This is a genomic window from Rhizobium subbaraonis, from assembly GCF_900220975.1.
Taxonomy (GTDB): Bacteria; Pseudomonadota; Alphaproteobacteria; order Rhizobiales; family Rhizobiaceae; genus Mycoplana; species Mycoplana subbaraonis.
The window spans coordinates 43270-66224 of the sequence record NZ_OBQD01000014.1 but is presented as its reverse complement, the minus strand read 5'-3'; the positions used below and the strand labels follow the sequence as shown (position 1 = coordinate 66224).

The window sequence follows — 22955 nt, the reverse complement described above, 5'->3', positions numbered from 1 at the left end:
CGGAGAACATCATGAGCAAGCTCGAGATCAGATCGCCGCTTCCCGGCACTTTCTACCGCAAGCCGTCTCCGGATGCGCCCAGCTTCAAGTCCGATGGCGATGCCGTCGCCGCGACCGACGTGGTCGGCCTCATCGAAGTGATGAAGACCTTTCATGAGATCCCTGCAGGCATCGCCGGAAGCCGTGTCACCTTCCTGGTGGACGACGCCGAACCGATCATGGCGGGCCAGGTGATCGCCGAGGTTGAGGCATGACGATCCGCTCGCTGCTGATCGCCAATCGCGGCGAGATCGCCGTACGGATCATCCGGGCGGCCAAGGCTCTGGGCATCCGCACCGTGCAGGTGCATTCCGCAGCCGACAGCGACATGCTGGCCGTCAAGCTCGCCGACGAGGCGATCGATATCGGTCCGCCGTCCGCCGCGAAGTCATACCTGAAGATCGAGGCGGTGATCGCTGCCGCCAAACAGTCCGGCGTCGATGCTATCCACCCCGGCTACGGGTTTCTTTCCGAAAATGCAGCCTTTGCTCAGGCCGTAGAAGACGCCGGCATGATCTTCGTCGGCCCGAAGCCCGAGGCAATCAGCCTGCTCGGCGACAAGGTCGAGGCGCGCAAGGTCGCCAAGCGCGCCGGCGTGCCGACTGTGCCCGGCAGCGACGGCCGCGTGGACAGCGTCGAGATTGCCCGTGAGATCGTCGGCAAGATCGGCTTTCCGGTCATGATCAAGGCCGCCGCCGGCGGCGGTGGCCGTGGCATCCGGATCGCCGAGACGATGGAGGATTTCGAACGTCATTTCCCGCAGGCCTCCGCCGAGGCGCTCGCCGCCTTCGGCGACGGCGGTCTCTACATCGAGAAGGTGATCACGCGTGCCCGCCACGTCGAGGTGCAGATCCTCGGCGACGGGGAGAATGCCGTGCATTGCTTCGAGCGCGAATGCTCGCTGCAACGGCGTCGTCAGAAGGTCTGGGAGGAGGCCCCGTCGCATCTCCTGCCTGAGAATGTACGGGCCGCCCTTTGCGCCAGCGCGGTGGCGCTTGCCCGTGAGGTGAACTACCGCGGCGCCGGTACCGTCGAATATCTCTATGACGAGGTCAGCGGCGAATTCTATTTCATCGAGGTCAATACCCGCATCCAGGTCGAGCATCCGGTGACGGAGATGATCACCGGCATCGATCTCGTGGCCGAGATGATCCGCATCGCCGGCGGCGAAAAGCTTTCCGTTCGCCAGGAAGACATCAAGGTCCACGGCCACGCCATCGAATGCCGCATCAATGCGGAGGATCCCTCCAAGGGCTTCCTGCCGGGGCCGGGTACGGTGGAGAAACTGGTCGTGCCGGAAGGCGAGGGCATCCGTTTCGACACCATGCTCTATGAGGGCTACACGGTGCCGCCCTTCTACGACTCGCTGCTTGGCAAGCTGATCGTCTGGGCGGAGACCCGCGAAGCCTGCCTGGAACGCCTGCAAAACGCACTGCGCGGCCTCAAGATCAAGGGCCTGCCAACGACGGTTCCGCTGCACTTGGCGCTGGCCGGCGATCCGTTGGTGGCAAAAGCGGATTTCCACACGCGCTTTCTTGAATCATGGCTTGAAACGGATTTTCCCGCGGCTCTCGCCGCCCTCGAGGAGGCTGCCTGATGCCCATGCGATATTCATTTGGAGGCGACGAGCACCTGTTCGTCGAATGCAGCGAGGACATGTCGCTCGAGGCGTTCTTCAACAGCCTGTCGATGACGACCGGCATCAAAGAGGCGGGCATCAAGGGCGTGACCGAGATCTGCCCGGCCAACGCCTCCTTCCAGATCAAGTTCAATCCGGATGTCATCCACCCCGACGACGTGCTGAGGGAAGTCAAGGCGATCGAGGCTGCGGCCACGAAGGCGGAGCCCGTCATCACTACCCGCATCGTCGAGATCCCGGTCTTCTACAACGATCCCTGGACGCACGAGACGCTGATGCGTTTCCGCGAGCGCCATCAGGACCCGACGGGCACCGACCTCGACTATGCCGCGCGCATCAACAATTACGCCTCTGTCGACGAGTTCATCAAGGCGCATTCCGGTTCGCCGTGGTTCGTATCAATGGTCGGCTTCGTCTCCGGCCTGCCGTTCATGTACCAGATGGTCGAGCGCAAGCGGCAGATCCAGGTACCGAAATACCTGCGTCCGCGCACGGACACGCCGCGTCTGACGGTCGGCCATGGCGGCTGCTTCGGCTGCATCTACTCGGTGCGCGGCGCCGGCGGCTACCAGATGTTCGGCATCACGCCGATGCCTATCTACGACCCCACGCAGAAGACCAGCTATCTGAAGGACTTCATGGTGTTCTTCCGTCCCGGCGACATCGTGAAGTTCAAGCCGGTCGATCGCGACGGATACGATCAGGCCGTGGAGGACGTGGACAAGGGCCGGTTTGCACCGCCGATCCGCGAGGTCAGGTTCGACTTGCGCGAGTTCCAGAACGACATCGACGGCTACAACGCAAAGCTGGAGGGCGTGCTCAATGGCCATTAAGGTTATCCATCCGGGCCTCGCCACGACCGTACAGGACCTCGGCCGACCGGGCTATTTCCATCTCGGCATTCCCGAAGGTGGAGCGATGGACCGCTTGTCGCTCAAGGCGGCCAATCTTCTTGTCGGCAACGACGAGGGGGCTGCCGGCCTCGAGGCCGTGTTCATCGGGCCGAAGCTTGAATTCACCCAGGATGCAATGGTTGCGGTCACGGGCGCGGAGATGCCCATCAAGGTCGATGGCGTCGAGCAGCCCGGCTGGACGGCCTTTGCGGTGAAGGCCGGGCAGGTGCTAACTTTCGATTTCCTCAAGGGCGGCGCGCGCATCTACATCGCCGTATCCGGCGGCATCGACGTTCCCATAGCGCTCGGCAGCCGTTCGACCTATCCAATCGGCGCGCTTGGCGGCTTCCATGGCCGCGCGATCGCCGCTGGCGACGAGTTGCCGGTGGGCGAGGTGCGCAAGGCCACGGAGGGGAAAACGATCCCGGAGGCGCTGCGCCGCAGGCCGGGCATGCCGACGGAACTGCGCGTCGTCCCTGGCCTCTACTGGCACCGCATCACCGAACAGGCCGGCAGGAACTTCTTCGAGGACGAATGGAAAGTCGCGCCCGAGGCGGATCGCATGGGTTACCGGTTCCGCGGCGGCAGGCCGCTGGATTTCGTGGCGCGCGAGCAGCCGTTCGGCGCCGGTTCGGATCCCTCCAACATCGTCGACAGCTGCTACCCCTACGGATCGATCCAGGTGCCCGGCGGTACCGAGCCGATCATCCTGCACCGCGATGCCGTCTCCGGCGGCGGCTATTTCATGATCGGAACGGTGATCTCCGCCGACATGGACCTGATCGGCCAGATGCAGCCGCATACGCCGACCCGGTTCGTCAAGGTCGACATTGAGGCGGCGCTGCAAGCGCGCAAGGACCGAGCCGCCCTGGTCGGGCAGATCAAGGCGCTGTTCTAGGAGGATAGGGCGATGGCCGGGACGACTGCGAGAAAAAGCGTTGCGGCCATCGTCATCCGGCGCGATCCCGAAAGAGCACGGGGGCAGGCGAGCGCCTTACTCCATGACGCGGGTGAGGTAGTCGGCGGTAACGCTCGGCCCCGGGATGATCGCCACGATCTTCATCTGGGCGATCGTGCGGTTGACGGAGGCGTCGAGATGGCTTTCGAGCATGGCGGCGGCGGCGGCAACCGCCCCGCGCATCAAGAGTTCCACGACGAGCCGCAGCTCGGTGATGAGGATAGGCTCGCCCGGCAGGCCGAGCCGGCGCAGCAGGCGCTCGGTCGCGGCGACGGGCAGCAGGTTGTTTGCGATCAGGTCGCGCAGCTTCTCGTTCGGCGTCGACAGGACACAGGTTTCGATGAAGCGTGTCTGGATGTCCTCGGGGTCGCGCTGGACGTCGAGCGCGTGCAGCTTCTCCAGCTCGGTGAGGCGATCGAAAAGCCGCTTCAGCGCGCCGCGGTCGAGGTATGGTGCACAGGTGATCAGCGCCTGAGGCTCGAGCATCTTGCGCAGGACGAAATGTTCCTTGACCGTCTGTGCCGTCAGCGGTCCTGCAACCCAGTGAGAACTCTGGTTCTTGCGAACCAGACCCCGCTCGCTCAGGCGGCCCAAAACGTCGCGCACGACCGTTCGGCTGACGTTGAAGTGGCTGGCAAGCTCGGTTTCGATGATCCTGTACTGCCCGAAGACGACGCACCCGGCGACGTCCTTCTCGACGGTGTTGTAGATCCGCTCCCAGGAGGAACGGCTCTGCAGAGCTTCGTCGACGTGCTGGGGGACGACGAGGCCGATCGATTTTATGTCGGCGCGGTTCGGCTCGACGCGCTCCCCGCCGGGACCGACCAGAAAGCCGCGCCCCTTGAAGCGCGACACCAGTCCCTCGGACTCGAGCGTCTGCAGCGCGCGCTGCACCGGTGCGCGCGAAATCTGCAGGATCTCGGCAATCGGGCCCTCGAGCAACACCAGGCCGGCCGGAAGCGTGCCCTCGACGATGTTCTTCCGCAGCACGTGCTCGGCAAGTTCGTAGCGACGCTGCGTACTCTGTCCGGTCCGGTTGTCGGCCATGAAATCAAGATACCTTCGCTCTGGCGCCCGAGTGGTCATCCGTTTGTACGCGATCTGTAATTGAAGTTCGATAGACGACTATAAATGCATTTTGCATACACAATTGACAAGAAGGATTGACATAATTCGGCGTCGATAGCGCTGAAAACAGGACACCGCGCTGCGTGCAGAGCGCGGGCGATGCTGCTGCGCGCGCGGAATGCGCGCCAACAGGCGAGACCGCGCGCATTTCTGAGGCACATGAACGCGTTTGCAAGCGACGCTGCCGACAACCCCGCCACCTCCCGCTCCGACAATGCAAAAAATTCAAAAAAGTCTATTGAGTACAAAAACCATTTATGTATTCTAGATCACAACAAGCGCGCCGGTCAGAAGCGCGGGGAACTGAACGCAAACTTTAACTTTGGTGGAATCATTCGATCGCGCGCGGAGCGTCTGCGTGCGAGCGCTATAGGCTTGTCGCCGTTCGGCCTTTGCTGGCTGAGCGAACGGATCGCCGTTGCCGAATGCATACCGCCTGCAAACTGGCAGGATGAACAGTGTCGGCCGTGCTTCAACTTTCCAATGTCGTGAAGACCTATGGTGACCTGAGGGCGCTCGACGGGATCGAGCTGTCCCTGCCGGAGGATTCCTATGTCTCGCTGCTGGGGCCGAGCGGCTCCGGCAAGACCACGCTGCTTCGCGTGATCGCGGGTTTCGAACAGCCCGAAAGCGGCGCGATCCGCTTTTCCGGCAAGGATGTGAGCAACACCCCGCCGCACGAGCGCAATATCGGCTTCGTCTTCCAGAACTTCGCCCTGTTTCCGCACCTGTCGGTCTACGACAACATCGCCTTCGGACTGGTCAATCGCGCGGTCGATCCGGTCACCGACATGAAGCTGCTGGACAGGAAGGTGCGCGACATGATTTCGCTGGTCGGGCTCGCAGGTCTCGAGGGCCGCGCCACGACGCAGATCTCAGGCGGGCAGAAACAGCGCGTGGCGCTTGCGCGCACGCTCGTCACCGAGCCGCAGATGGTTCTGCTCGATGAGCCGCTCGGCGCGCTCGACGCCAACCTTCGCGCCCGCATGCGCAGCGAGCTGCGCATGATCCGCGAACGTTGCGGCGTGACCTTCCTGCATGTGACCGGCAGCGAGACCGAGGCGCTCGCCATGGGCGACACCGTGTTGGTGCTCGACCGGGCGCGCATCGCCCAGCAGGGCGATTCCGACACCATCTACAACCGACCCTGTTCGCCGGCAGTGGCCCGCTTCCTCAACTGCTACAACCTGTTCTCGGGCAAGATGGCCGATGGCGGATTTGCAACTGCGCAAGGCCTGCTCGGCTTCCAGGGGCACCCGCAAAGGGCTGCCGATCCCGCCTATGCCATCCGCTACGACCGGGTCGACATCCGCCCGGCAGGGGCTGCGGCGACTGCCGACGAGGTACAGATCGAGGGCACGTTCATCGCCAGCGAATACACCGGTTCGGCCGTCAACGCCTTCTTCTCGCTCGATGACGGGAAGGTGTTCGAGGTGGAGGCGCACCTCAGCCACCGGGCGCCGGAGAATTACGAACCGCACAGGCGCTACGCGCTGGCCTGGAAGAGGGAGGACGCCCTTGTCTTCGCTTGAGCCGAGTTCACGCCGCTGCCTCCCAGCCCGTTCGCGGAGAATTGCGAGATGACCATGACCGCCGTCACCGAAGAAATCAAAACCGAGAAGGCTGCGGCCAACGGCCCGTCGGGCAAGACGCTGTGGCTGCTTGCGCCGGGCGTCCTGTGGATGCTGCTCTTCCTCGTCCTGCCTCTCGCGATGATGCTCTACGTGTCGTTCTGGACGCAGACCACCTTCAAGATCGAGCCGACGCTGACGCTGAAGAGCTGGATCACCTTCTTCACCTCCGACACCTATCTGGGCGCGCTGTGGACCACCGTCCGCATCTGGCTGATCGTGCTCGCCGCAACGGTCGTGGTCGGCTATCCGGCAGCCCTTTTCGTCGGCCTGTTCGTCAAGAACAAGACGCTGCAGACCGTCCTGCTGGTGCTGTGCGTCATTCCGTTCTGGACCTCGTTCCTCATCCGCGTGCTGGCCTGGCGGCCGATGCTCGGCAAGGAGGGCGCGATCAACATGATCCTGATGAAGATCGGCATCATCAGCCAGCCGATCGAGGTGCTGCTCTTCTCCGAATTGTCCGTCATCATCGGCATGACACAGATCTATTGCGTGTTCATGGTCGGCCCGATCGCCTTCATGCTCGGCCGCATCGATCCCTCGATCATAGAAGCCGCCAAGGATCTCGGCGCCGGCTTCTGGCGGATCTTCCGCACCATCATCCTGCCGCTCTCCATGCCGGGCGTGGTCGTCGGCGCCATCTTCGTCTCGGTCATGGTTCTCGGCGAATTTGCCACTTCGGCCGCACTTTCGGGCCGCAAGGTGAACCTGCTCGGCAACATCATCGTCACCCAGGTCGGATCGCTGAAATGGGCGTTCGCGGCGGTCGCCGGCGTCGTCCTCACCATCCTCATGGGCGCAGTCGTCGCGGCTCTCCTGCGGGTCGTCGATCTCAGGAAGGAGCTCTGACCATGAACGCAAGCGGCATCAAGTTCGGCCTCGGCGTCTATACCACGCTCTTCCTCGTCTTCCTCTATGGCCCGCTCGTCGTGCTTGCCATCCTGTCGTTCCAGACGGGTCCGGAGGGCGGGCCACAGTTTCCGATCATCGAATGGTCGACCTACTGGTACAAGCATCTCTTCGGCCTCACGCCCCCCTCGCGCATCGCACCGCTGCCGATCGACCAGGGGCTCGGCCGCTCGATGCTTCTGGCGATGATGACCATGGTGGTCTCCACCATCCTCGGCGTCACCGCCGCACAAGCCTTCCGCCGCAAGTTCACCGGTTCCGGCGTGGTCTTCTATCTGATCGTGCTCGGCATGATGGTTCCCGGCGTGCTCGTCGGCCTCGGCATGGCACTGGTCGCCAACACGCTCGGCATCGAGCGCCACTGGTGGGGCACGGCTTTCGTCCTGCACGTCGTCTATACGTTCCCCTTCGCCTTCCTGGTGATGCTGGCGATCTTCAACCGCTTCGATTCCAGCGTCGAGGAAGCCTCCTGGTCGCTCGGCGTCAGCCCGGCCCGTACCTTCAGGAAGGTCACCTTCCCGCTGATCTTCCCGGGCGTCCTGTCGGCAATGCTGTTCGCCTTCACGCTCTCCTACGACGAGTTTTCCCGCACGCTCTTCGCGTCCGGCCGCGACCTTACGCTGCCGCTCGCCATCTACGGCACGTTCTCGGTCGAGGTGCACCCCAACGTCTTCGCCTTCGGGGTCCTGACGACGCTGTTCTCGTTCGCGCTTCTTAGCGTCTACGCAGTCTTGATGGGCCTCTCCGTCCGCCGCGCCAAGCGTATCGCCGTCCAGGAGGAAGCATGATGTCCGGCATATCCACCATCGTCACCGGCGCGGGGTCCGGCATCGGCCGGGCGATAGCCGAGCGGCTTGGCGCCGACGGCTACCGGGTCCTCGTCAACGATCTGTCGCTTGAGCGCGCCGAGACGGTCGCTGCAGGCATCCGGTCCAGGGGCGGCGCCGCCGTCGCCTTCGCCGGCGATGTCTCCTCGGAGGCCGACTCGGCTTCGATCCATACGGCGGCAGTGAAAGCGCACGGTACGGTAGGCCTTCTGGTCAACAATGCCGGCATCGCCCACCAGGCGCTCTTCGAGAATCTCGAGGTCCACGACTTCGACCGCATGTTTGCAGTGCATGTTCGCGGCACCTTCCTGATGACCAAGGCCGTTCTCGGCCCGATGCTCGCCGCCGGCAAGGGCTCGATCGTCAACATCGCCTCGCAACTCGGCCAGATCGGCGGCATCGAGCTTGCCCACTACTCAGGCGCAAAGGCGGCGATCATCGGCATGACCAAATCGCTGGCCCGCGAGGTGTCGAGCCGCGGCGTCCGAGTCAATGTCGTCGCACCCGGCCCGATCAACACGCCACTGGTGATGGAACTCTCGCGGGAATGGCGCGAGCGCAAGAAGTCCGAACTGCCGCTCGGCCGCTTCGGGGAGCCGGAGGAAGTGGCCGCAACCGTCGCCTTCCTCGCATCCGACGAGGCGAGCCTGTTCGTTGGCCAGACGCTTGGCCCGAACTCCGGCGACGTCATGCTCTGAAGGAACGAAAATCATGTCAGCAAGCCAAAAGCGTATCGTTATCGTCACCGGCGCCGGGATCGGCATCGGTCAGGCCGCGGCAAAGGCGTTCGCGGCGCTCGGCGACCATGTCGTCGTTACCGACATTCTGGAAAAGGAAGGAAGGGAAACGGTCGATGCGATCACGGCCTCGGGCGGCTCCGCCGAGTTCCAGCACTATGACGTCCGCTCCACCGAGCGAACCGATGCGCTGGTTGCCGATGTCGAGGAGCGCCACGGCAGGATCGACGTCATCGTCGCCAATGCCGGTATCGCCCATAGAACCCCGCTTGCCCAGCTGACGGATGAAAAGTGGGACCTGACCTTCGACATCGACCTGAAGGGCATTTTCCGTCTGGTCCGCGCCGCCGCACCCGGCATGCGCGCCCGCAAGTCCGGCAGCATCGTCGCCCTCTCCTCGATCATGGGCATCGCCTACGGCTGGGACGAGCACGTGCACTACTCCGCGGCCAAGTCCGGGGTGATCGGTCTGGTGCGCGGACTTGCGGTCGAGCTCGCCCGCGACGGCGTGCGGGTCAACGGCATCGCGCCCGGCTATATCCGCACCGCGCAGCTGCTCTCCGAAGAAAACTCGCTCGGCCCGGCCGGCGCCGAGAAGGCGGCCGAATTCATCCCGATGGGGCGGCTAGGCACGCCCGAAGACATCGCGGATGTCATCGCATTCCTGGCCTCTCAGGCCGCGAGATACATGACCGGCCAGGTGCTGGTCGTGGATGGTGGCCTCCTCGTGGGGCGGTACTGAACCGCACGGAAGGCCGGAACAGAAACCTCCGGCCGGTGACGGCAATCAAGAGGGCGCTCCAAGGAGCGTTCCTGGGAACAACCAAAACTGGAGAAGAGAATGTCCAAGATGGAAATCAATCGCCGCTCGCTCCTGAAGCGGTCTGCAGGTGCCATGGCGCTCGCCATGGGCGCGGGTACGCCCTTCCTGTCTTCACGCCTGGCCTACGCTCAGGCAGCCGATCTCGCCAGCCAGCAGCTGCGCACGATCGGCCTTTCGACGACCGTTCAGGAACGCATTCTCGAAACCTTCAAGGAGAAGTACGGCGTCGGCTCCGTATCCGGCACCGCGTCCACCTTCCCCGATGCGCAGACCAAGATCCTCTCCGGTTCGAACGACTACGATTGCTGGGAGATCATCGCCGAGCGTCTTCCGTCGATCGTCATGACCGACAATGTCGCGCCCATTCCCGCAGCCGAACTGAAGAACTGGAACAGCATCCGCGACACGTTCACCACGGCGAGCGACAAGTGGGACCGCAGCGCCCAGATCGTCGGCCAGATCTGGACGGACGAGGCGCAGACCATGCTGAACATGGTGCCGACCGTCTACAACTACGACTCCATCGGCTACAACCCCGACGTCCTCTCCGAAGAGGAGGCCAACACATGGACGGCGATCTTCGATTCCAAGTGGCGCGGCAAATCCGGCCTCAACACCGATCCGCTGATCGCCATTGGACAGGCCATCCTCGCCATGAACTCGCTCGGCATGCTGGAAGCCAAGAACCCCGGCAACCCGACGGCTGAGGAAATCGACGAAGCGGCCGCCTTCCTCATCTCCAAGAAGAAGGACGGTCAGTTCCGCGCCCTCTGGGGCGATTTCGGCGAACTCGTCAACTTCATGGCTTCGGGCGAAATGGTCGTCTGCGATGCCTGGCAGCCGGCCGTCATGGCGGTCAAGGCGCAGGGCAAGCCGGCGCGCTATGCGGTTCCGAAGGAAGGCACCCGCGGCTGGGCGATCGGCCCGTCGATGATCGCCTCCACCAAGAGCCGCGAGGCGGTCATCGCCTATGCCGACTACTGGCTCTCCGGCGAGCCGGGGATCACCGTCTCCGAGCAGGGCTACTATTCGCCGTCCACCAACATCAAGAACGCGATGTCTCCGGAGAAATATGCGTTCTGGTATGAGGGCAAGCCCTGGGTCGGCCCGGCCGAACGCGGCATCAAGGAAGGCGACCTGCGTGATGGCGGTTCGCTCGAGGAGCGCTCGCAGAAGGTCGCCTACTGGCACCAGTGGCCGGATGAATACGACCACCTCGTGCAGAAGTGGGACGAGTTCCTGAACGCATAACCAGACTGTGACGGCGTCTCCTTCCCCGGCTTGCCGGGGGAGGGGCGTCCAGACGACTTCGCGGCCTGATCCAAGCCGATCAGCATGCGCCAATCCGGAGAGCTAGGATGATTTTCGACCTCGAACTGATGAAGGTGGGCAAGGTCTACGACAATGGCACCACCGCTGTCAGCGAATTCGACCTGTCGGTCAGCAAGGGCGAGTTCATCGCCTTCCTCGGCCCGTCCGGCTGCGGCAAGACGACGACGCTGCGCATGATCGCGGGCTTCGAGAGCATCTCGTCCGGCGACATGATGATCAAGGGCGTCCGGATGAACGACGTGCCGCCCGAGCGTCGCCCCACCTCGATGATCTTCCAGAGCTATGCGCTGTTCCCGCACATGACCGTGCGCCGCAACGTCGGCTACGGCCTCGAGGTCAAGGGCCTGCCGAAGGCAGAGCGCGACGCCAAGGTCGATCGCATTCTTTCCACGCTCGGGCTGGAAGATATTGCCGAGCGCAAGACCGACAAGCTGTCGGGCGGCCAGCGCCAGCGCATCGCGCTTGCCCGCGGCCTCGTCGTCGAGCCCGACATCCTGCTGCTGGACGAGCCGCTGGGCGCGCTCGACGCCAATCTGCGCAAGGCGATCCAGAACGAGTTGAAGCTCCTGCAGAAGACGCTCGGCGTGACGTTCATCTTCGTCACGCATGCCCAGTCCGAAGCACTGGCGCTATCCGATCGCATCGTGGTGATGAACCAGGGCCGCGTCGAACAGATCAGTCCGCCGCACCAGCTCTACACCCGGCCGAACACCCCCTTCGTCGCCCAGTTCATCGGGCGCAACACCATCTTTTCGGGCGAGGTGCAGAAGGCCGACGGAGATAACGCCGTCGTGAACACGCCGGCAGGCGTGCTCTCGGGCCGGATCAACGGCGCCGTCGCCAGCAAGGCGAAGGTGAACCTCGTCGTGCCGGCCGAAGCGATCGAAATCCATGGCACGTCGGAGACCGATCGTGGTCGCGCCAGCGCCGAGTTCGGCGGCAACGTCATCGACGCGAAGATCACCCGCTCCGACGTCGTCGGCCATCTGGCGCAACTCACGGCGGCACTGCCGGACGGACGGGCCATTTCGCTCGAGGCGCATATCGACAAGTATCGTCCTGGCGCCTTTGCGACGGGATCCGACGTCCTGCTCGCCTGGAAACCCTCCGAGGCAACTGTCATCCCGGCCCACTGAACATCTCAAACAGAAAAGCACCACAGAAGGAGACTTACCCATGGCGAAGGAAATTTTCTGCAGCTTCGGCATCGACGTCGATGCCGTCGCGGGCTGGCTTGGTTCCTATGGCGGCGAGGACTCGCCCGACGACATTTCGCGCGGCCTCTTCGCCGGCGAGGTCGGAAGCCCTCGGCTGCTGAAACTCTTCGAACGTTTTGGCATCAAGACGACCTGGTTCATCCCCGGCCACTCGATCGAAACCTTCCCCGAGCAGATGCAGGCGGTGGCCGAAGCCGGCCACGAGATCGGTATTCACGGCTACACCCACGAAAATCCGATCGCGATGACGCGCGAGCAGGAAACAGAAGTGCTCGACAAGTGCATCGAGCTCGTAACCAAGCTGTCTGGCAAGCGCCCGACCGGCTACGTGGCGCCGTGGTGGGAATTCTCCAACGTCACCAACGAACTCCTGCTGGAGCGCGGCATCAAGTACGATCACTCGTTGATGCACAACGACTTCACGCCCTACTATGTGCGTGTCGGCGACAGCTGGACCAAGATCGACTACTCCAAGAAGCCGTCGGACTGGATGGTCCCGCTGAAGCGCGGTCAGGAAACTGATCTCATCGAAATTCCGGCATCATGGTACCTCGACGACCTGCCGCCGATGATGTTCATCAAGAAGTCGCCGAACAGCCATGGCTTCGTCAACCCGCACGATATCGAACAGATGTGGCGCGACCAGTTCGACTGGGTCTACCGCGAGATGGACTATGCCGTCTTCCCGATCACGATCCATCCCGACGTCGCCGGCCGTCCGCAGGTGCTGATGATGCTGGAACGCCTCTACGCGTACATGATCAAGCATCCGGGCGTGAAGTTCGTGACGATGAACGAGATCGCAGACGACTTCGCCAAGCGCTTCCCGCGCAAGAAGTAAGGATGCAGAATGCCGGCGGGCGGTCAGAAGCCGCCCGCCGGTCCTTCAATTGAGACAGAGGCAGCACATGTGTTCGCTTTGCGGCATTCTCGGAGGCAACGAGCACTGGGCGGACGCGGTGGCCCGGCCGGGGATCTATACCCGCAACACCGAGCGCCTGGACCGAAGGCGCGAGCGTGTAAACCGCGTCAACGCCGCCAACAGGGTGTTGTCCTGTTTCGCGCTCAGCCTTTCCGACTGGCAGGGCTCGTCCTATGTGATTGCGAACCGCACCGGCAAGAGCGAGATGATCGAGGATCTGGGCCATCTGTGGCCGGCCGCCGAGAAGATGACGGGCCGGCCCCTCGACCCGCTCGATCTTGCCCTGATCGCCCGCATGGAAGCGATGTGCGATGACTGACCTTCCGCCTTTCACGAGCGTCAACCTGCTGACCGGCTTTCTCGGTTCCGGCAAGACCACACTGCTCAAACGCCTGCTGGCCGATCCATCGCTTGCCGATGCTGCCGTTCTGATCAACGAGTTCGGAGAGACCGGGCTCGATCATCACCTCGTCGAACGCATCGATGAGAACATGGTGCTGCTGCAATCGGGCTGTGTGTGCTGCACGGTGCGCGGGGAGCTCGCGGACGCCATCCGCGATCTTTTGTCCAAGCGTGATCGTGGCATCGTGCCGCCTTTCCGGCGCCTCGTCATCGAGAGCACCGGCCTTGCCGATCCGTTCCCGGTGCTTTCCACCCTCAAGGCCGATCCGGTCCTGCGTCACCATTTCAAGGCGGGCAGCGTGATCACCACCGTGGACGCGGTGAACGGTATGAGGTCGCTGGATACCTATCTGGAATCCAATCGGCAGGCGGCAGTCGCCGACCGCATCGTCGTGACGAAGACTGACCTTGTGCCGGATACGGAACGGCTCATCGAGCGGCTACGACGCATCAATCCCGATTGCGCGATCATCGACGTCCGCGATCCCGCTCTGTCGGTCGATGCGCTTCTGGCTGACGACGGCTGCTCCAGGGGCAACCAGTCGCAGTCCGCCTCCGGCTTCTACTGCGAGGAAAGCCTCGACGTGACGGATGCCGAGGGAAATCCACACAGCGCCCGCTTCCGGTCGTTCTCGATTTCCGTCGATCGTCCCGTCGACTGGACGGCATTCGGCATCTGGCTGACGATGCTGATCAACCGCCACGGCGAACAGGTGCTCCGCGTGAAGGGCATTCTCAATATCGCCGGCGAGGAACGCCCCGTCGCCATTCACGGCGTGCAGCATCTCGTCCACCCGCCGGTCCACATGGAAGCATGGCCGAGCGAGGACCGGCGCTCGCATGTCGTTTTTATTGTTGACGGACTCGACCCGGGCTTGATCAAACGCTCATTTGAAGCCTTCACATTGGTCAAGCGTGCAGCGGACGGCGGGCCTCGGCGTGAAGCACGAGACGAGGAGCCCATGATGGTCGGGATCGGCGGATGAACAAGCATCAACCAGCGCCGGACGTGTCCGACGCACCGGCGCTTCACCTGGGCGGCAAGCCGCGGCTGCGCGTGCTCGGCACTGCCATTTCCCTGCTGGAGGAATTGCGGGTCCAGGCGGAACGGGACCTGGATATCGAGATCGTCTTCGACAACAACGACTTCCTGACGGCCCAGACCAAGGCCGCGCAGGAGCCGGAGAGCTACGACATCTACGATCAGTGTTTCCACAACCTCGATATCGTCTGGTACTGGCGCGCCATCCAGCCGATCGATATCGGCCGCATTGAACTGTGGGACGAAATCACCGACCTGACGAAGACCGGGCAGATCGCGCCGACGGCTCGGCTGGGGCAGGGCGATGCGCCGGTGAAGAAGCTGTTCGTGCAGTCCAATCTCGCCCTTGGGGAAAAGCCCAGCAGCTTGATCTCCATGCTTCCGACCACGCACAATTTCGACAGCTTCGCCTATCGGACCGACGTGGCCAGCGCGGCGGAAGTCAATAGCTGGGCGGCCCTGTTCGACGACCGCTGGAATGGGCGCTGCGCGCTGGTCGACGAGCCGGCGATCGGCATTTTCGATGCGGCGCTCGCAGCCCAATCGGCGGGCCTGCTGAGCTTCGGCAACATCGGCAACATGACGATCGCTGAAATCGACAGTCTCTTCGATCTGCTCGAAACAAGGAAGAAGGCCGGTTTCTTCCGCGGTTTCTGGCGCACCGCAGAGGAAGCTGCCGAGCTCATGGTCAAGGAGCAGACCGACATCCAGAGCATGTGGTCGACCGGCATAGGCATCCTCAACAGTGCCGGCCTTCCCGTCGAGCAAAGCGTTCCGGCGGAAGGTTACCGCGCCTGGCACGGCGGACTGTGCCTCTCGCGCGGGCTGGAAGGGCGAATGCTGGACGTGGCCTACGAGTATCTGAACTGGTGGATTTCCGGCTGGCCGGGCGCAGTCGTCGCCCGGCAGGGTTACTACATCTCCACCCCCCACCACACGCGCCGGCACATGACCGAGGCCGAGTGGGACTACTGGTATCGCGGGCTTGCGGCTGCGGAAGACCTGCCGGGGCCGGACGGCTCCATGCGCATCAAGGCCGGTTCCGTGCGCAGCGGCGGCTCCTACTGGCAGCGCGCCAACTCGATCGCGCTTTGGAATACGACGATGGACGAGCACAACTATCTGGTCCGCCGGTGGATGCAGCTCGTCGGACGAAACTGATTGCCGAGGAATGCACAAGATGAAATCGATCGCCCAGCTTTCAAGCCTCATCCAGTCCGGTCAGTTGGACCCCCTCGCGCTTGCCGAGGAGACCATTGCCGGCATCGAGGCCTATTCCGACAAGGCCGTTTTCACAACGCTGACCAGGGACCGCGCACTGGCCGAGGCCCGCGCGGCATCCGCACGCATCCGCAACGGTCGCTCGCTTGGCGCGCTCGACGGCATTCCGATCGCCTGGAAGGACCTGTTTGCGATGGAAGGCCTGCCGACGACGGCGGGATCAAAGGTGCTGGCGAACGACCCGCCCGCCGCTGCAGACGCGGCCGTGGTCGCCTTGCTCAAGGCAGCGGGCATGGTCAGCGTCGGCCGCGTCAACATGAGCGAGTTCGCCTTTTCCGGCCTCGGCATCAATCCGCACTACGGCACGCCGGCCAATCCCATATCCACCGACGGCCATCGGCTGCCCGGCGGCTCTTCGTCGGGTTCAGGCGTCGCAGTGGCTGCAGGGCTGGTGCCGGTCTCGATCGGGACCGACACCGGCGGCTCCGTTCGCATTCCGGCCGCCTTCAACGGCATCGTCGGCTACAAGGCGACGCGCGGCCGCTATTCGATGCAAGGCGTGTACCCGCTGTCGAAAAGCCTCGATTCGCTTGGTCCACTCTGCCGCACGGTCAAGGATGCTGTCCTGATCGATGCCGCCATGCGCGGTGCGACGACGCCGACGCTTGCGGCGCGCAGCGTCCGGGATCTCGCCCTGCTGATCCCGGAAACCGTCATGTTCGACGGCGCCGAGCCTGAAGTGGTCGCCGGTTTCGAAGCCGCGTTGGAGCGCCTTCAGGCGGCCGGCGCAAAGATCCGACGCTCGCCTGTGCCGGTGTTCGGCGAGATCTTCGAACTCATGGCAAGGCACGGAGCTTTGGTGACCGCGGAAGCCTATGCGCTGCATCAGACCCGTCTCGCAGGCGCGGAAGCGGACGGAATGGATCCGCGCGTCGTGGCGCGCGCGCGGCTGGGCGCCAATATCTCGATGCCGGACTATATCGCCACGCTTGACGCCCGCGAGCGCCTGATTGCCCGGATGGCCGATATCCTTCGGCCCGGCGAACTGATCGCTTCGCCGACGCTGCCGCACGTCGCACCGAAAGTGGCGCCGCTCATTGCAGACGACGATGCCTTCTTCGCGATGAACGGCAAGACCTTGCGCAATACCCTGATCGGCAATTTCCTCGACTGGTGCGGAGTATCGCTGCCGTGCGGCCACGGTGCGCATGGCATGCCCGTCGGTTTCCTGCTGTCAGGGCCGGCGAATGCGGACGAGTTGCTGCTCGGCCATGCGCTGGCGGCCGAGGAAATCGTCCGCGGCTAGACTGCAAACGTGCGATCTGCCCCCTTCGCGTCAAACATGCGCGTCGGGCTGGATCATCGGGCGGTGAGCCCGCAGGCGGGCTCGCGCCGACGGACCTGAAATGGCTGCCGTGGCGGGGCCTGCCGACATGCGCGACCAATCACCGATGCACCTTCCAGATTCTGGAAAAATATCCTCCTCCAGATCACCATTCTCATTACACAGGAATTTTTGTACCAATTTTCTCCGGAGCGCGTTGAGCCGTGGCGAGAATAATAGTATAGTTATTTTATAGATTAATTGCTTCTGGGAAGGGGATACGGCATGGCGAAAAGCGGTGATTTGACCATTTCGACCGTCATGAACGATGCCCCGATCGCAAGGCATTGTCGCCGCTCTAGTTAGGCCATCCGCGGCCGTGAACACGGCTGGATATGAAACTGATCAGACATCGGCGGTCAACGACCATGAGCAAGCAAGTCATCGAGCATGCAGGGGTACCTGTGGGCATAGCGATCCCGGACGAGGGGCAACTGCGGTTTTTTGCCGTGAAATTCAGCGTATTCGACCTGGACCAGCGCCACCTTCTGGACATTGGCAATGCCGGCCACATCAACATCGCAAGCGGCTTCGGTCGCTGGACGGACGGCTACGATTTCCTCGATCGCCTGAAGGCCAGTATCGGACGGGAAGCTTTTTCCGCGGGGAACGGCACCCGGCTTTTCTCGGCAGCCGTCGCCAATACCGGCCTGACGATCTAGCGGCTTCCCCCGGCGTGATGCTCGACCGGCCCGCGGTCCTAAGCCAGCTTTCGGGCCTGTCCCTTTTGCCGTTGCAGCGCTGCCAGCACCGCGCGTTCCGATTTCAGCAGATATACCTCAAGCTGTGTTACGGCATCCGCAATCCGCCCCGCTTCGAGGGCGATCACCAGTGATTTGTTCAGCGCCACATAGGGCTCGTGCAGGTGGGCGGTGTCGTCCAGCTGGCCGAAGACGAGCCGCAGTTCGGCCAGCACGAGATCGAACCAGGCGCTCAATCGCGGGCTGTCACAAAGCTCAACCATTGCGCGGTGGAACTCCATGTTGAGCGTGCCCACCTTTTGCCAGTCGCCCAGGTCGAGCGCCGTCTCCGCCTGCGCAACGAGTTCCCGCATCCGCTTCAGTGCCGGGTGGCCGGGGCCGGCCGCGATGACGGCACCCCGCTGGATCACCTGCCGCACCCGGTAGATGTCCAGGACCGCCGCTTCGCCCGGAGCGGCGACGAAGGCACCGCGATTGGGGATGTGCTCGACCAGCCCCTGGCTGCTCAGCAAGCGGAAGGCCTCCCGCAGGGTGTTACGCGAAACCCCGAACTGTGAAGAGATCTGCTGCTCCGACAGCTTCTCTCGCGGCGAGAAGCCTCCGTCGATCAGCATGTCCCTGATCCGGTCCGCGACCTGGATGGCGAGCGATTGGTCCTCTGCTGGCAGTGCGGACGTGACGGGCATGAAATATCCTTGCGAACTGTACTTCGCCGCTGCCTCAGGCCAATTTTCGTGCCTTCAGCGGATTTTATATTGTTGAACAATCCATAATAGGTTATTGAACAATAATCGACATAGGGCGTGCGTTCAATGGGGTGCGACATGGCAATCATCGATCTCAACAGCGATCTCGGCGAGAGCTTCGGCCCGTGGCCGATGGGCGACGATAAAGCGATGCTCCAGATCGTCACCAGCGCCAACATCGCCTGCGGTTTCCACGCTGGGGATCCGGCCGGCATTCTGACGGTTCTTCGCGAGGCAGCAAAACGCGGTGTGACGGTCGGTGCGCATGTCGGCTATCGCGACCTCGTCGGCTTCGGCCGCCGCAACATGGATCCGTCCAGCGCCGAGCTCGTCGGCGACACGATCTACCAGATCGGCGCCCTGCAGGGGCTCGCGCGCGCAGCGGGCACGTCCGTACGATACGTCAAGCCGCACGGCGCGCTGTACAATACCATCGCCGACGACGCGCGGCAGGCTGCCGACGTGATTGCCGGAATCAAGGCGATCGACCCCTCTCTCGTGCTGATGGCGCTGGCCGGGGCCCCGATCGTCGCGCAGGCGCGGCAGGCCGGGCTTGCCGTGGTCTGCGAGGCCTTTGCGGACCGCGCCTACAATGCGGACGGGAGCCTGGTCAGCCGCCGCCTGCCGGGATCGGTGATCCATGATCCGGCCGTGGTGGCCGAACGGATGCTGCGCATGGTCACGGAAGGCCGCGTGACGGCCATCGACGGTACCGACATTGCGCTGGAGGCGCAGTCGATCTGCATTCATGGCGACACGCCGGCAGCCGTTGCCATCGCCCGTACCCTGCGCGAAACGCTCGAGGCGCATGGCGTCGAGCTGAAATCCTTCGCAGACGCGGCCCATGTCTGAGCGCCTGCGCTTCCTGCAGGCGGGCAGCGACTGCTTCCTCGTCGAGCTCGCCGACCTCGAGGCGACACTGACCCTGCTCGACGCGCTCCTCGCCGACATGCCCGAGGGTGTGATCGAGGCAATCCCGGCTGCAAGGACCATCATGGTCCGGTTCGACCCGCTGGTCACGGACCGCGGGCGGTTGACGGCGCTCATCTCCCGGCTAGACCTAACGAAACGCAGTTCGCGCCAGGGAGAACTGTTCGAGATCCCGGTGACCTATGATGGCGAGGACCTGGGCGACGTGGCCGATATCCTCGGCTGGACGGTCGATGAGGTCATACGCCGCCACACGGAAGCGACCTATACCGTCGCCTTCACCGGCTTTGCGCCGGGCTTTGCCTATATGACCTGCGACGATCCGGGTTTCGACGTGCCGCGACGCAAGAGCCCGCGCGTGCGCATTCCTGCAGGCTCGGTCGCCATCGCAGGAAAATTCGGCGGCATCTATCCCTCTGACACTCCCGGCGGCTGGCAGTTGCTGGGGTCGACGCCGCTGAAGATGTGGGACACGACGCGCGCGCGCGCGGCGTTGCTCTCGCCCGGTGACCGCGTGCGCTTCCGCAACATTGCTAAGGGAGCGAGCGTACCTGTGGCCGCGCCACCGACGCCAAAGCGCGAGAGTGCTGCGCAGGCAAAAGGCCTTCTCGTCACCCGTGCAGACCGGCCGGCACTCTATCAGGATCTCGGGCGCCCGGGTCGCGCCAGCCAGGGCGTCGCCCAGTCCGGCGCCCTCGACCGAGGTGCGCTGCAGGCGGCAAACCTATGCCTCGGCAATCCCCGCGATGCGGCTGCGGTGGAGATCACCTTCGGCGGGTTTGCCGTTAACGTCGATCGCCCCGTCACCATGGCAGTGACGGGCGCGCCTTGCCCCCTCACCATCCGGACGGCTGCGGGGCGGGAAGTTGCCGCACCGTTCTCGCGCCCCTTTGCGCTCGATGCCGGAGACGAACTGGTGCTTGGGACCCCGGCGGAGGGCCTGCGGAGCTATGTGGCGCTTCGCGGCGGATTCCTGGTCGAGCCCGTGTTGGGTTCAGCCGCGTCGGATACGCTGGCAAAGATCGGTCCGGAGGCCATTCAGGCCGGAAGCGTCCTCGTGCCGGCCGAGCGTGCAGCGGGCGCTGTGGATCCGGCCCCGCCGGCTCCGGCCCGCCTGCCGCGAGCCGGCGAGGTGGTAACGCTGGACGTCGTTCTCGGTCCCAGGACCGATTGGTTTGCGCAGGGTGGCATCGAGACGCTGCGCACGCAGGATTGGGAGGTGACCCCGGAATCGAGTCGCATTGGCATGCGGTTGTCGGGTGCCATCGCGATCGAGCGCCGCGACCAAGCCGAACTGCCATCCGAGGGAACCGCACTCGGCGCAATCCAGGTGCCGCACACAGGTCAACCCGTCCTTTTCCTGGCCGACCATCCGCTGACCGGCGGCTACCCCGTCATCGGGGTGGTGGCACGGCATCACCTCGATCTGGCCGGACAGATCCCGATCGGTGCGCGCATCCGCTTCAACCCGATCGAGGCCTTCGATCCGCAGGAGAGTGCCTCCGGCACGGACATCGCGGCACCCATCGCCCAACAGAAAGACTGAACCGATGAAGAAGCTGCTCATCGCCAATCGTGGCGAGATCGCCGTCCGCATCATCCGCGCCGCACGCGACTATGGCGTTGCCTCGGTCGCGATCTATTCGGATGCCGATGCACGCTCGTTGCATGCCGAACTCGCCGACGAGGCCTATGGCCTCGGTCCCGGCCGCCCGGCGGAGACCTATCTGAGCATTGAAAAGATCCTGGAGATCGCCCGGCGAGCCGGCGCGGATGCCGTGCATCCGGGCTATGGGTTTCTGTCGGAGCGCGCGGAATTTGCCAAGGCCGTCATCGACGCCGGCCTGATCTGGGTCGGGCCGGCGCCGCAGGTCATCACCGCACTTGGAGACAAGGTGGAGGCGCGGCGCATCGCCGAAAAGGTTGGTGCTCCGCTGGTCAAGGGCTCCGACGGCCCGCTGGCGTCGGCCGCCGAGGCCGTCGCATTCGCGCGCGAGGCGGGTCTGCCGCTTGCCATCAAGGCTGCCTTCGGCGGCGGTGGCCGCGGCATGAAGGTGGCACACCATCTGGAAGAGGTCGGAGAGCTGTTCGATTCCGCCGTACGCGAGGCGACCGAGGCCTTCGGACGCGGCGAATGCTATGCCGAGCAGTTCCTCGACAAGCCGCGCCACATCGAGGCCCAGGTGATCGCGGACAGCCATGGCAACACCGTGGTCCTCGGCACGCGCGACTGCTCGCTGCAGCGGCGCAACCAGAAGCTCGTCGAGGAGGCGCCGGCGCCTTTCATCACGCAGGACCAGCGCAACCGCATCCACGAAGCGGCCCGCGCGATCTGCGCCGAGGCCGGCTATACCGGCGCCGGAACGGTCGAGTTCCTGCTGTCGCAGAACGGCGTGATCTCCTTTCTGGAGGTCAATACCCGCCTGCAGGTCGAGCATCCTGTCACGGAGGAAACGACCGGGATTGACATCGTCATCGAGCAGCTGCGCGTCGCCGACGGCCTTCCCCTTTCCGTTACCGAGACTCCGGAAGCGCTCGGCCACGCATTCGAGTTTCGCATCAATGCCGAGGATCCGGGCCGCGGCTTCCTGCCCACGCCTGGCCTGATCACGCAGTTCCGCGCCCCGGGAGGGCCAGGTGTACGCCTCGATACGGGGGTCGAGACGGGTTCGGAGATCCCTGGCCTCTACGATTCCATGATGGCGAAGCTGGTCGTCACCGGTGCCACGCGCGAGGAGGCCCTGATCCGCGCGCGCCGGGCGCTTGCGGAGTTCCGCATCGAGGGTGTCGCCTCGGTCCTCCCCTTTCACCGGGCCGTGCTTCAGGAGCGCGACTTCACGGGCGAGGAAGGCTTCAAGGTCTACACCAACTGGATCGAGACGGCGTTTCGCGGCATCGAGCCCGCGCCGCGCGTCGATCCGGCCGAGGGCGGCCTGCTGCGCAGCTTCATCGAGATCGACGGCAAGCGCCACGAGCTCGGACTACCCGCCGCATTGTTCTCCGGGCTCGGCACTGCGCAGCCTGCAACGGCAACCACGCCGAAGGCCGGCGCGGGCGCCGTCACCGCACCCATTCCCGGCACGTTGCGGCAGTGGCTTGTCGAAGACGGCGCCCAGGTCGCAGAGGGCGAGGTCGTGGCGGTGATGGAGGCGATGAAGATGGAGACGCGCATCTCAGCACCGAAAGCCGGCCAGATCAGCCTTGTTGCGGAGATCGGCGCAACGGTCGGTATTGGCACCGAACTGGCGACGATAGCCTGAAAGCGGCAAGGGGGCCGCGCTCCAGGCTGATAGAGGCGTTCGTCGCCCAGGCGAAACTCAACATGCCGGCCCCGTCGCGGCTTCTGAACGGCGCGGCATGAGGTTGATGTCATGTCTGGATGGTGCCGGTCTGGCAATGTGATTTTGGCTGATGGTTGAGCTTGCGGGTCGGGTGCAGTCATGTCTCCGACCTGTTCGCGTCGCACAAATAGCC

General features: G+C 64.0%; 22 protein-coding genes and 1 pseudogene. 21 read left to right on the top strand and 2 right to left on the bottom strand.

Translation table 11 applies throughout. The features are described from left to right. The first annotated feature begins 11 nt into the window (after window positions 1-11). Genes CRO48_RS20885 through CRO48_RS20870 form a run of 4 tightly spaced genes read left to right on the top strand, consistent with a single transcriptional unit; the run spans window position 12 to window position 3469 of the window. On the top strand, window positions 12-254 hold the full coding sequence (locus CRO48_RS20885; protein ID WP_097141798.1) for an acetyl-CoA carboxylase: 243 nt from the start codon (window positions 12-14) through the stop codon (window positions 252-254). Next, window positions 251-1636 carry an acetyl-CoA carboxylase biotin carboxylase subunit gene (locus tag CRO48_RS20880; protein WP_097141797.1) on the top strand — a complete coding sequence of 462 codons (1386 nt, stop codon included), beginning with the start codon at window positions 251-253 and terminating at the stop codon, window positions 1634-1636. Before CRO48_RS20885 ends, CRO48_RS20880 begins: the two co-directional genes overlap by 4 nt. Further along, window positions 1636-2511: a 5-oxoprolinase subunit B family protein gene (locus tag CRO48_RS20875; protein WP_097141796.1), complete on the top strand. Its 876-nt coding sequence runs from the start codon at window positions 1636-1638 to the stop codon at window positions 2509-2511. The genes CRO48_RS20880 and CRO48_RS20875 overlap by 1 nt, the downstream gene beginning before the upstream one ends. Then, window positions 2501-3469, top strand: coding sequence for a 5-oxoprolinase subunit C family protein (locus tag CRO48_RS20870; RefSeq protein WP_097141795.1), 969 nt, complete (start codon window positions 2501-2503; stop codon window positions 3467-3469). The genes CRO48_RS20875 and CRO48_RS20870 overlap by 11 nt, the downstream gene beginning before the upstream one ends. Window positions 3470-3565: 96 nt before the next feature. On the opposite strand, the gene CRO48_RS20865 is transcribed toward CRO48_RS20870, so the two are convergent. After that, the gene (locus tag CRO48_RS20865; RefSeq protein ID WP_097141794.1) at window positions 3566-4576 is read right to left on the bottom strand and encodes a GntR family transcriptional regulator; all 1011 of its coding nucleotides are present in this window, start codon (window positions 4574-4576) and stop codon (window positions 3566-3568) included. Between the two features lie 180 nt (window positions 4577-4756). Between CRO48_RS20865 and CRO48_RS31850 the strand changes: the two genes are divergently transcribed. From CRO48_RS31850 to CRO48_RS33510, 14 genes and pseudogenes are all read left to right on the top strand, one after another. Further along, window positions 4757-5149 (top strand): hypothetical protein, encoded by a 393-nt coding sequence (locus CRO48_RS31850; protein ID WP_141402087.1) that lies wholly within the window; start codon window positions 4757-4759, stop codon window positions 5147-5149. After that, window positions 5116-6189 (top strand): ABC transporter ATP-binding protein, encoded by a 1074-nt coding sequence (locus CRO48_RS20860; RefSeq protein WP_097141793.1) that lies wholly within the window; start codon window positions 5116-5118, stop codon window positions 6187-6189. The genes CRO48_RS31850 and CRO48_RS20860 overlap by 34 nt, the downstream gene beginning before the upstream one ends. Before the next feature lie 48 nt (window positions 6190-6237). Continuing rightward, window positions 6238-7137 carry an ABC transporter permease gene (locus CRO48_RS20855; RefSeq protein WP_097141792.1) on the top strand — a complete coding sequence of 300 codons (900 nt, stop codon included), beginning with the start codon at window positions 6238-6240 and terminating at the stop codon, window positions 7135-7137. A gap of 2 nt (window positions 7138-7139) precedes the next feature. After that, window positions 7140-7985 (top strand): ABC transporter permease, encoded by an 846-nt coding sequence (locus CRO48_RS20850; protein WP_097141791.1) that lies wholly within the window; start codon window positions 7140-7142, stop codon window positions 7983-7985. Continuing rightward, window positions 7982-8722 carry an SDR family NAD(P)-dependent oxidoreductase gene (locus CRO48_RS20845; RefSeq protein ID WP_407071945.1) on the top strand — a complete coding sequence of 247 codons (741 nt, stop codon included), beginning with the start codon at window positions 7982-7984 and terminating at the stop codon, window positions 8720-8722. The genes CRO48_RS20850 and CRO48_RS20845 overlap by 4 nt, the downstream gene beginning before the upstream one ends. A 13-nt stretch (window positions 8723-8735) precedes the next feature. Next, entirely contained in the window at window positions 8736-9503 is a 768-nt protein-coding gene (locus CRO48_RS20840) for an SDR family NAD(P)-dependent oxidoreductase (protein WP_097141789.1), read from the top strand. A 99-nt stretch (window positions 9504-9602) separates the two neighbouring features. Next, window positions 9603-10835: an ABC transporter substrate-binding protein gene (locus CRO48_RS20835; RefSeq protein ID WP_097141788.1), complete on the top strand. Its 1233-nt coding sequence runs from the start codon at window positions 9603-9605 to the stop codon at window positions 10833-10835. A 107-nt stretch (window positions 10836-10942) separates the two neighbouring features. Continuing rightward, window positions 10943-12052, top strand: coding sequence for an ABC transporter ATP-binding protein (locus CRO48_RS20830; RefSeq protein WP_097141787.1), 1110 nt, complete (start codon window positions 10943-10945; stop codon window positions 12050-12052). A 40-nt stretch (window positions 12053-12092) separates the two neighbouring features. Further along, window positions 12093-12974, top strand: coding sequence for a polysaccharide deacetylase family protein (locus tag CRO48_RS20825; protein ID WP_097141786.1), 882 nt, complete (start codon window positions 12093-12095; stop codon window positions 12972-12974). 67 nt (window positions 12975-13041) lie between these two features. After that, window positions 13042-13374 (top strand): hypothetical protein, encoded by a 333-nt coding sequence (locus CRO48_RS20820; RefSeq protein ID WP_097141785.1) that lies wholly within the window; start codon window positions 13042-13044, stop codon window positions 13372-13374. Next, window positions 13367-14443: a CobW family GTP-binding protein gene (locus CRO48_RS20815; RefSeq protein WP_097141784.1), complete on the top strand. Its 1077-nt coding sequence runs from the start codon at window positions 13367-13369 to the stop codon at window positions 14441-14443. Before CRO48_RS20820 ends, CRO48_RS20815 begins: the two co-directional genes overlap by 8 nt. Continuing rightward, a complete protein-coding gene (locus CRO48_RS20810; RefSeq protein WP_097141783.1) occupies window positions 14440-15660 on the top strand; it encodes an ABC transporter substrate-binding protein in 1221 nt (406 codons plus the stop codon). The genes CRO48_RS20815 and CRO48_RS20810 overlap by 4 nt, the downstream gene beginning before the upstream one ends. 10 nt (window positions 15661-15670) lie before the next feature. Then, the gene (locus CRO48_RS20805) at window positions 15671-17026 is read left to right on the top strand and encodes an amidase (RefSeq protein WP_097141782.1); all 1356 of its coding nucleotides are present in this window, start codon (window positions 15671-15673) and stop codon (window positions 17024-17026) included. 446 nt (window positions 17027-17472) lie between these two features. Further along, window positions 17473-17643 (top strand): annotated as a pseudogene (locus CRO48_RS33510) (hypothetical protein); the annotation flags it as partial. 161 nt (window positions 17644-17804) lie between these two features. Here CRO48_RS33510 and CRO48_RS20795 read toward each other — a convergent pair. Further along, window positions 17805-18491: a GntR family transcriptional regulator gene (locus CRO48_RS20795; RefSeq protein ID WP_097141781.1), complete on the bottom strand. Its 687-nt coding sequence runs from the start codon at window positions 18489-18491 to the stop codon at window positions 17805-17807. Window positions 18492-18629: 138 nt separating this feature from the next. On the opposite strand from CRO48_RS20795, the gene CRO48_RS20790 reads away from it, so the two are divergent. The 3 genes from CRO48_RS20790 to CRO48_RS20780 are packed head-to-tail and all read left to right on the top strand — an operon-like array spanning window position 18630 to window position 22741. Beyond that, window positions 18630-19403, top strand: coding sequence for a LamB/YcsF family protein (locus tag CRO48_RS20790; protein ID WP_097141882.1), 774 nt, complete (start codon window positions 18630-18632; stop codon window positions 19401-19403). Further along, window positions 19396-21027: a 5-oxoprolinase subunit B/C family protein gene (locus CRO48_RS20785; protein WP_097141780.1), complete on the top strand. Its 1632-nt coding sequence runs from the start codon at window positions 19396-19398 to the stop codon at window positions 21025-21027. Before CRO48_RS20790 ends, CRO48_RS20785 begins: the two co-directional genes overlap by 8 nt. 4 nt (window positions 21028-21031) lie before the next feature. Further along, window positions 21032-22741 carry an acetyl/propionyl/methylcrotonyl-CoA carboxylase subunit alpha gene (locus CRO48_RS20780; RefSeq protein WP_097141779.1) on the top strand — a complete coding sequence of 570 codons (1710 nt, stop codon included), beginning with the start codon at window positions 21032-21034 and terminating at the stop codon, window positions 22739-22741. Window positions 22742-22955: the final 214 nt, after the last annotated feature.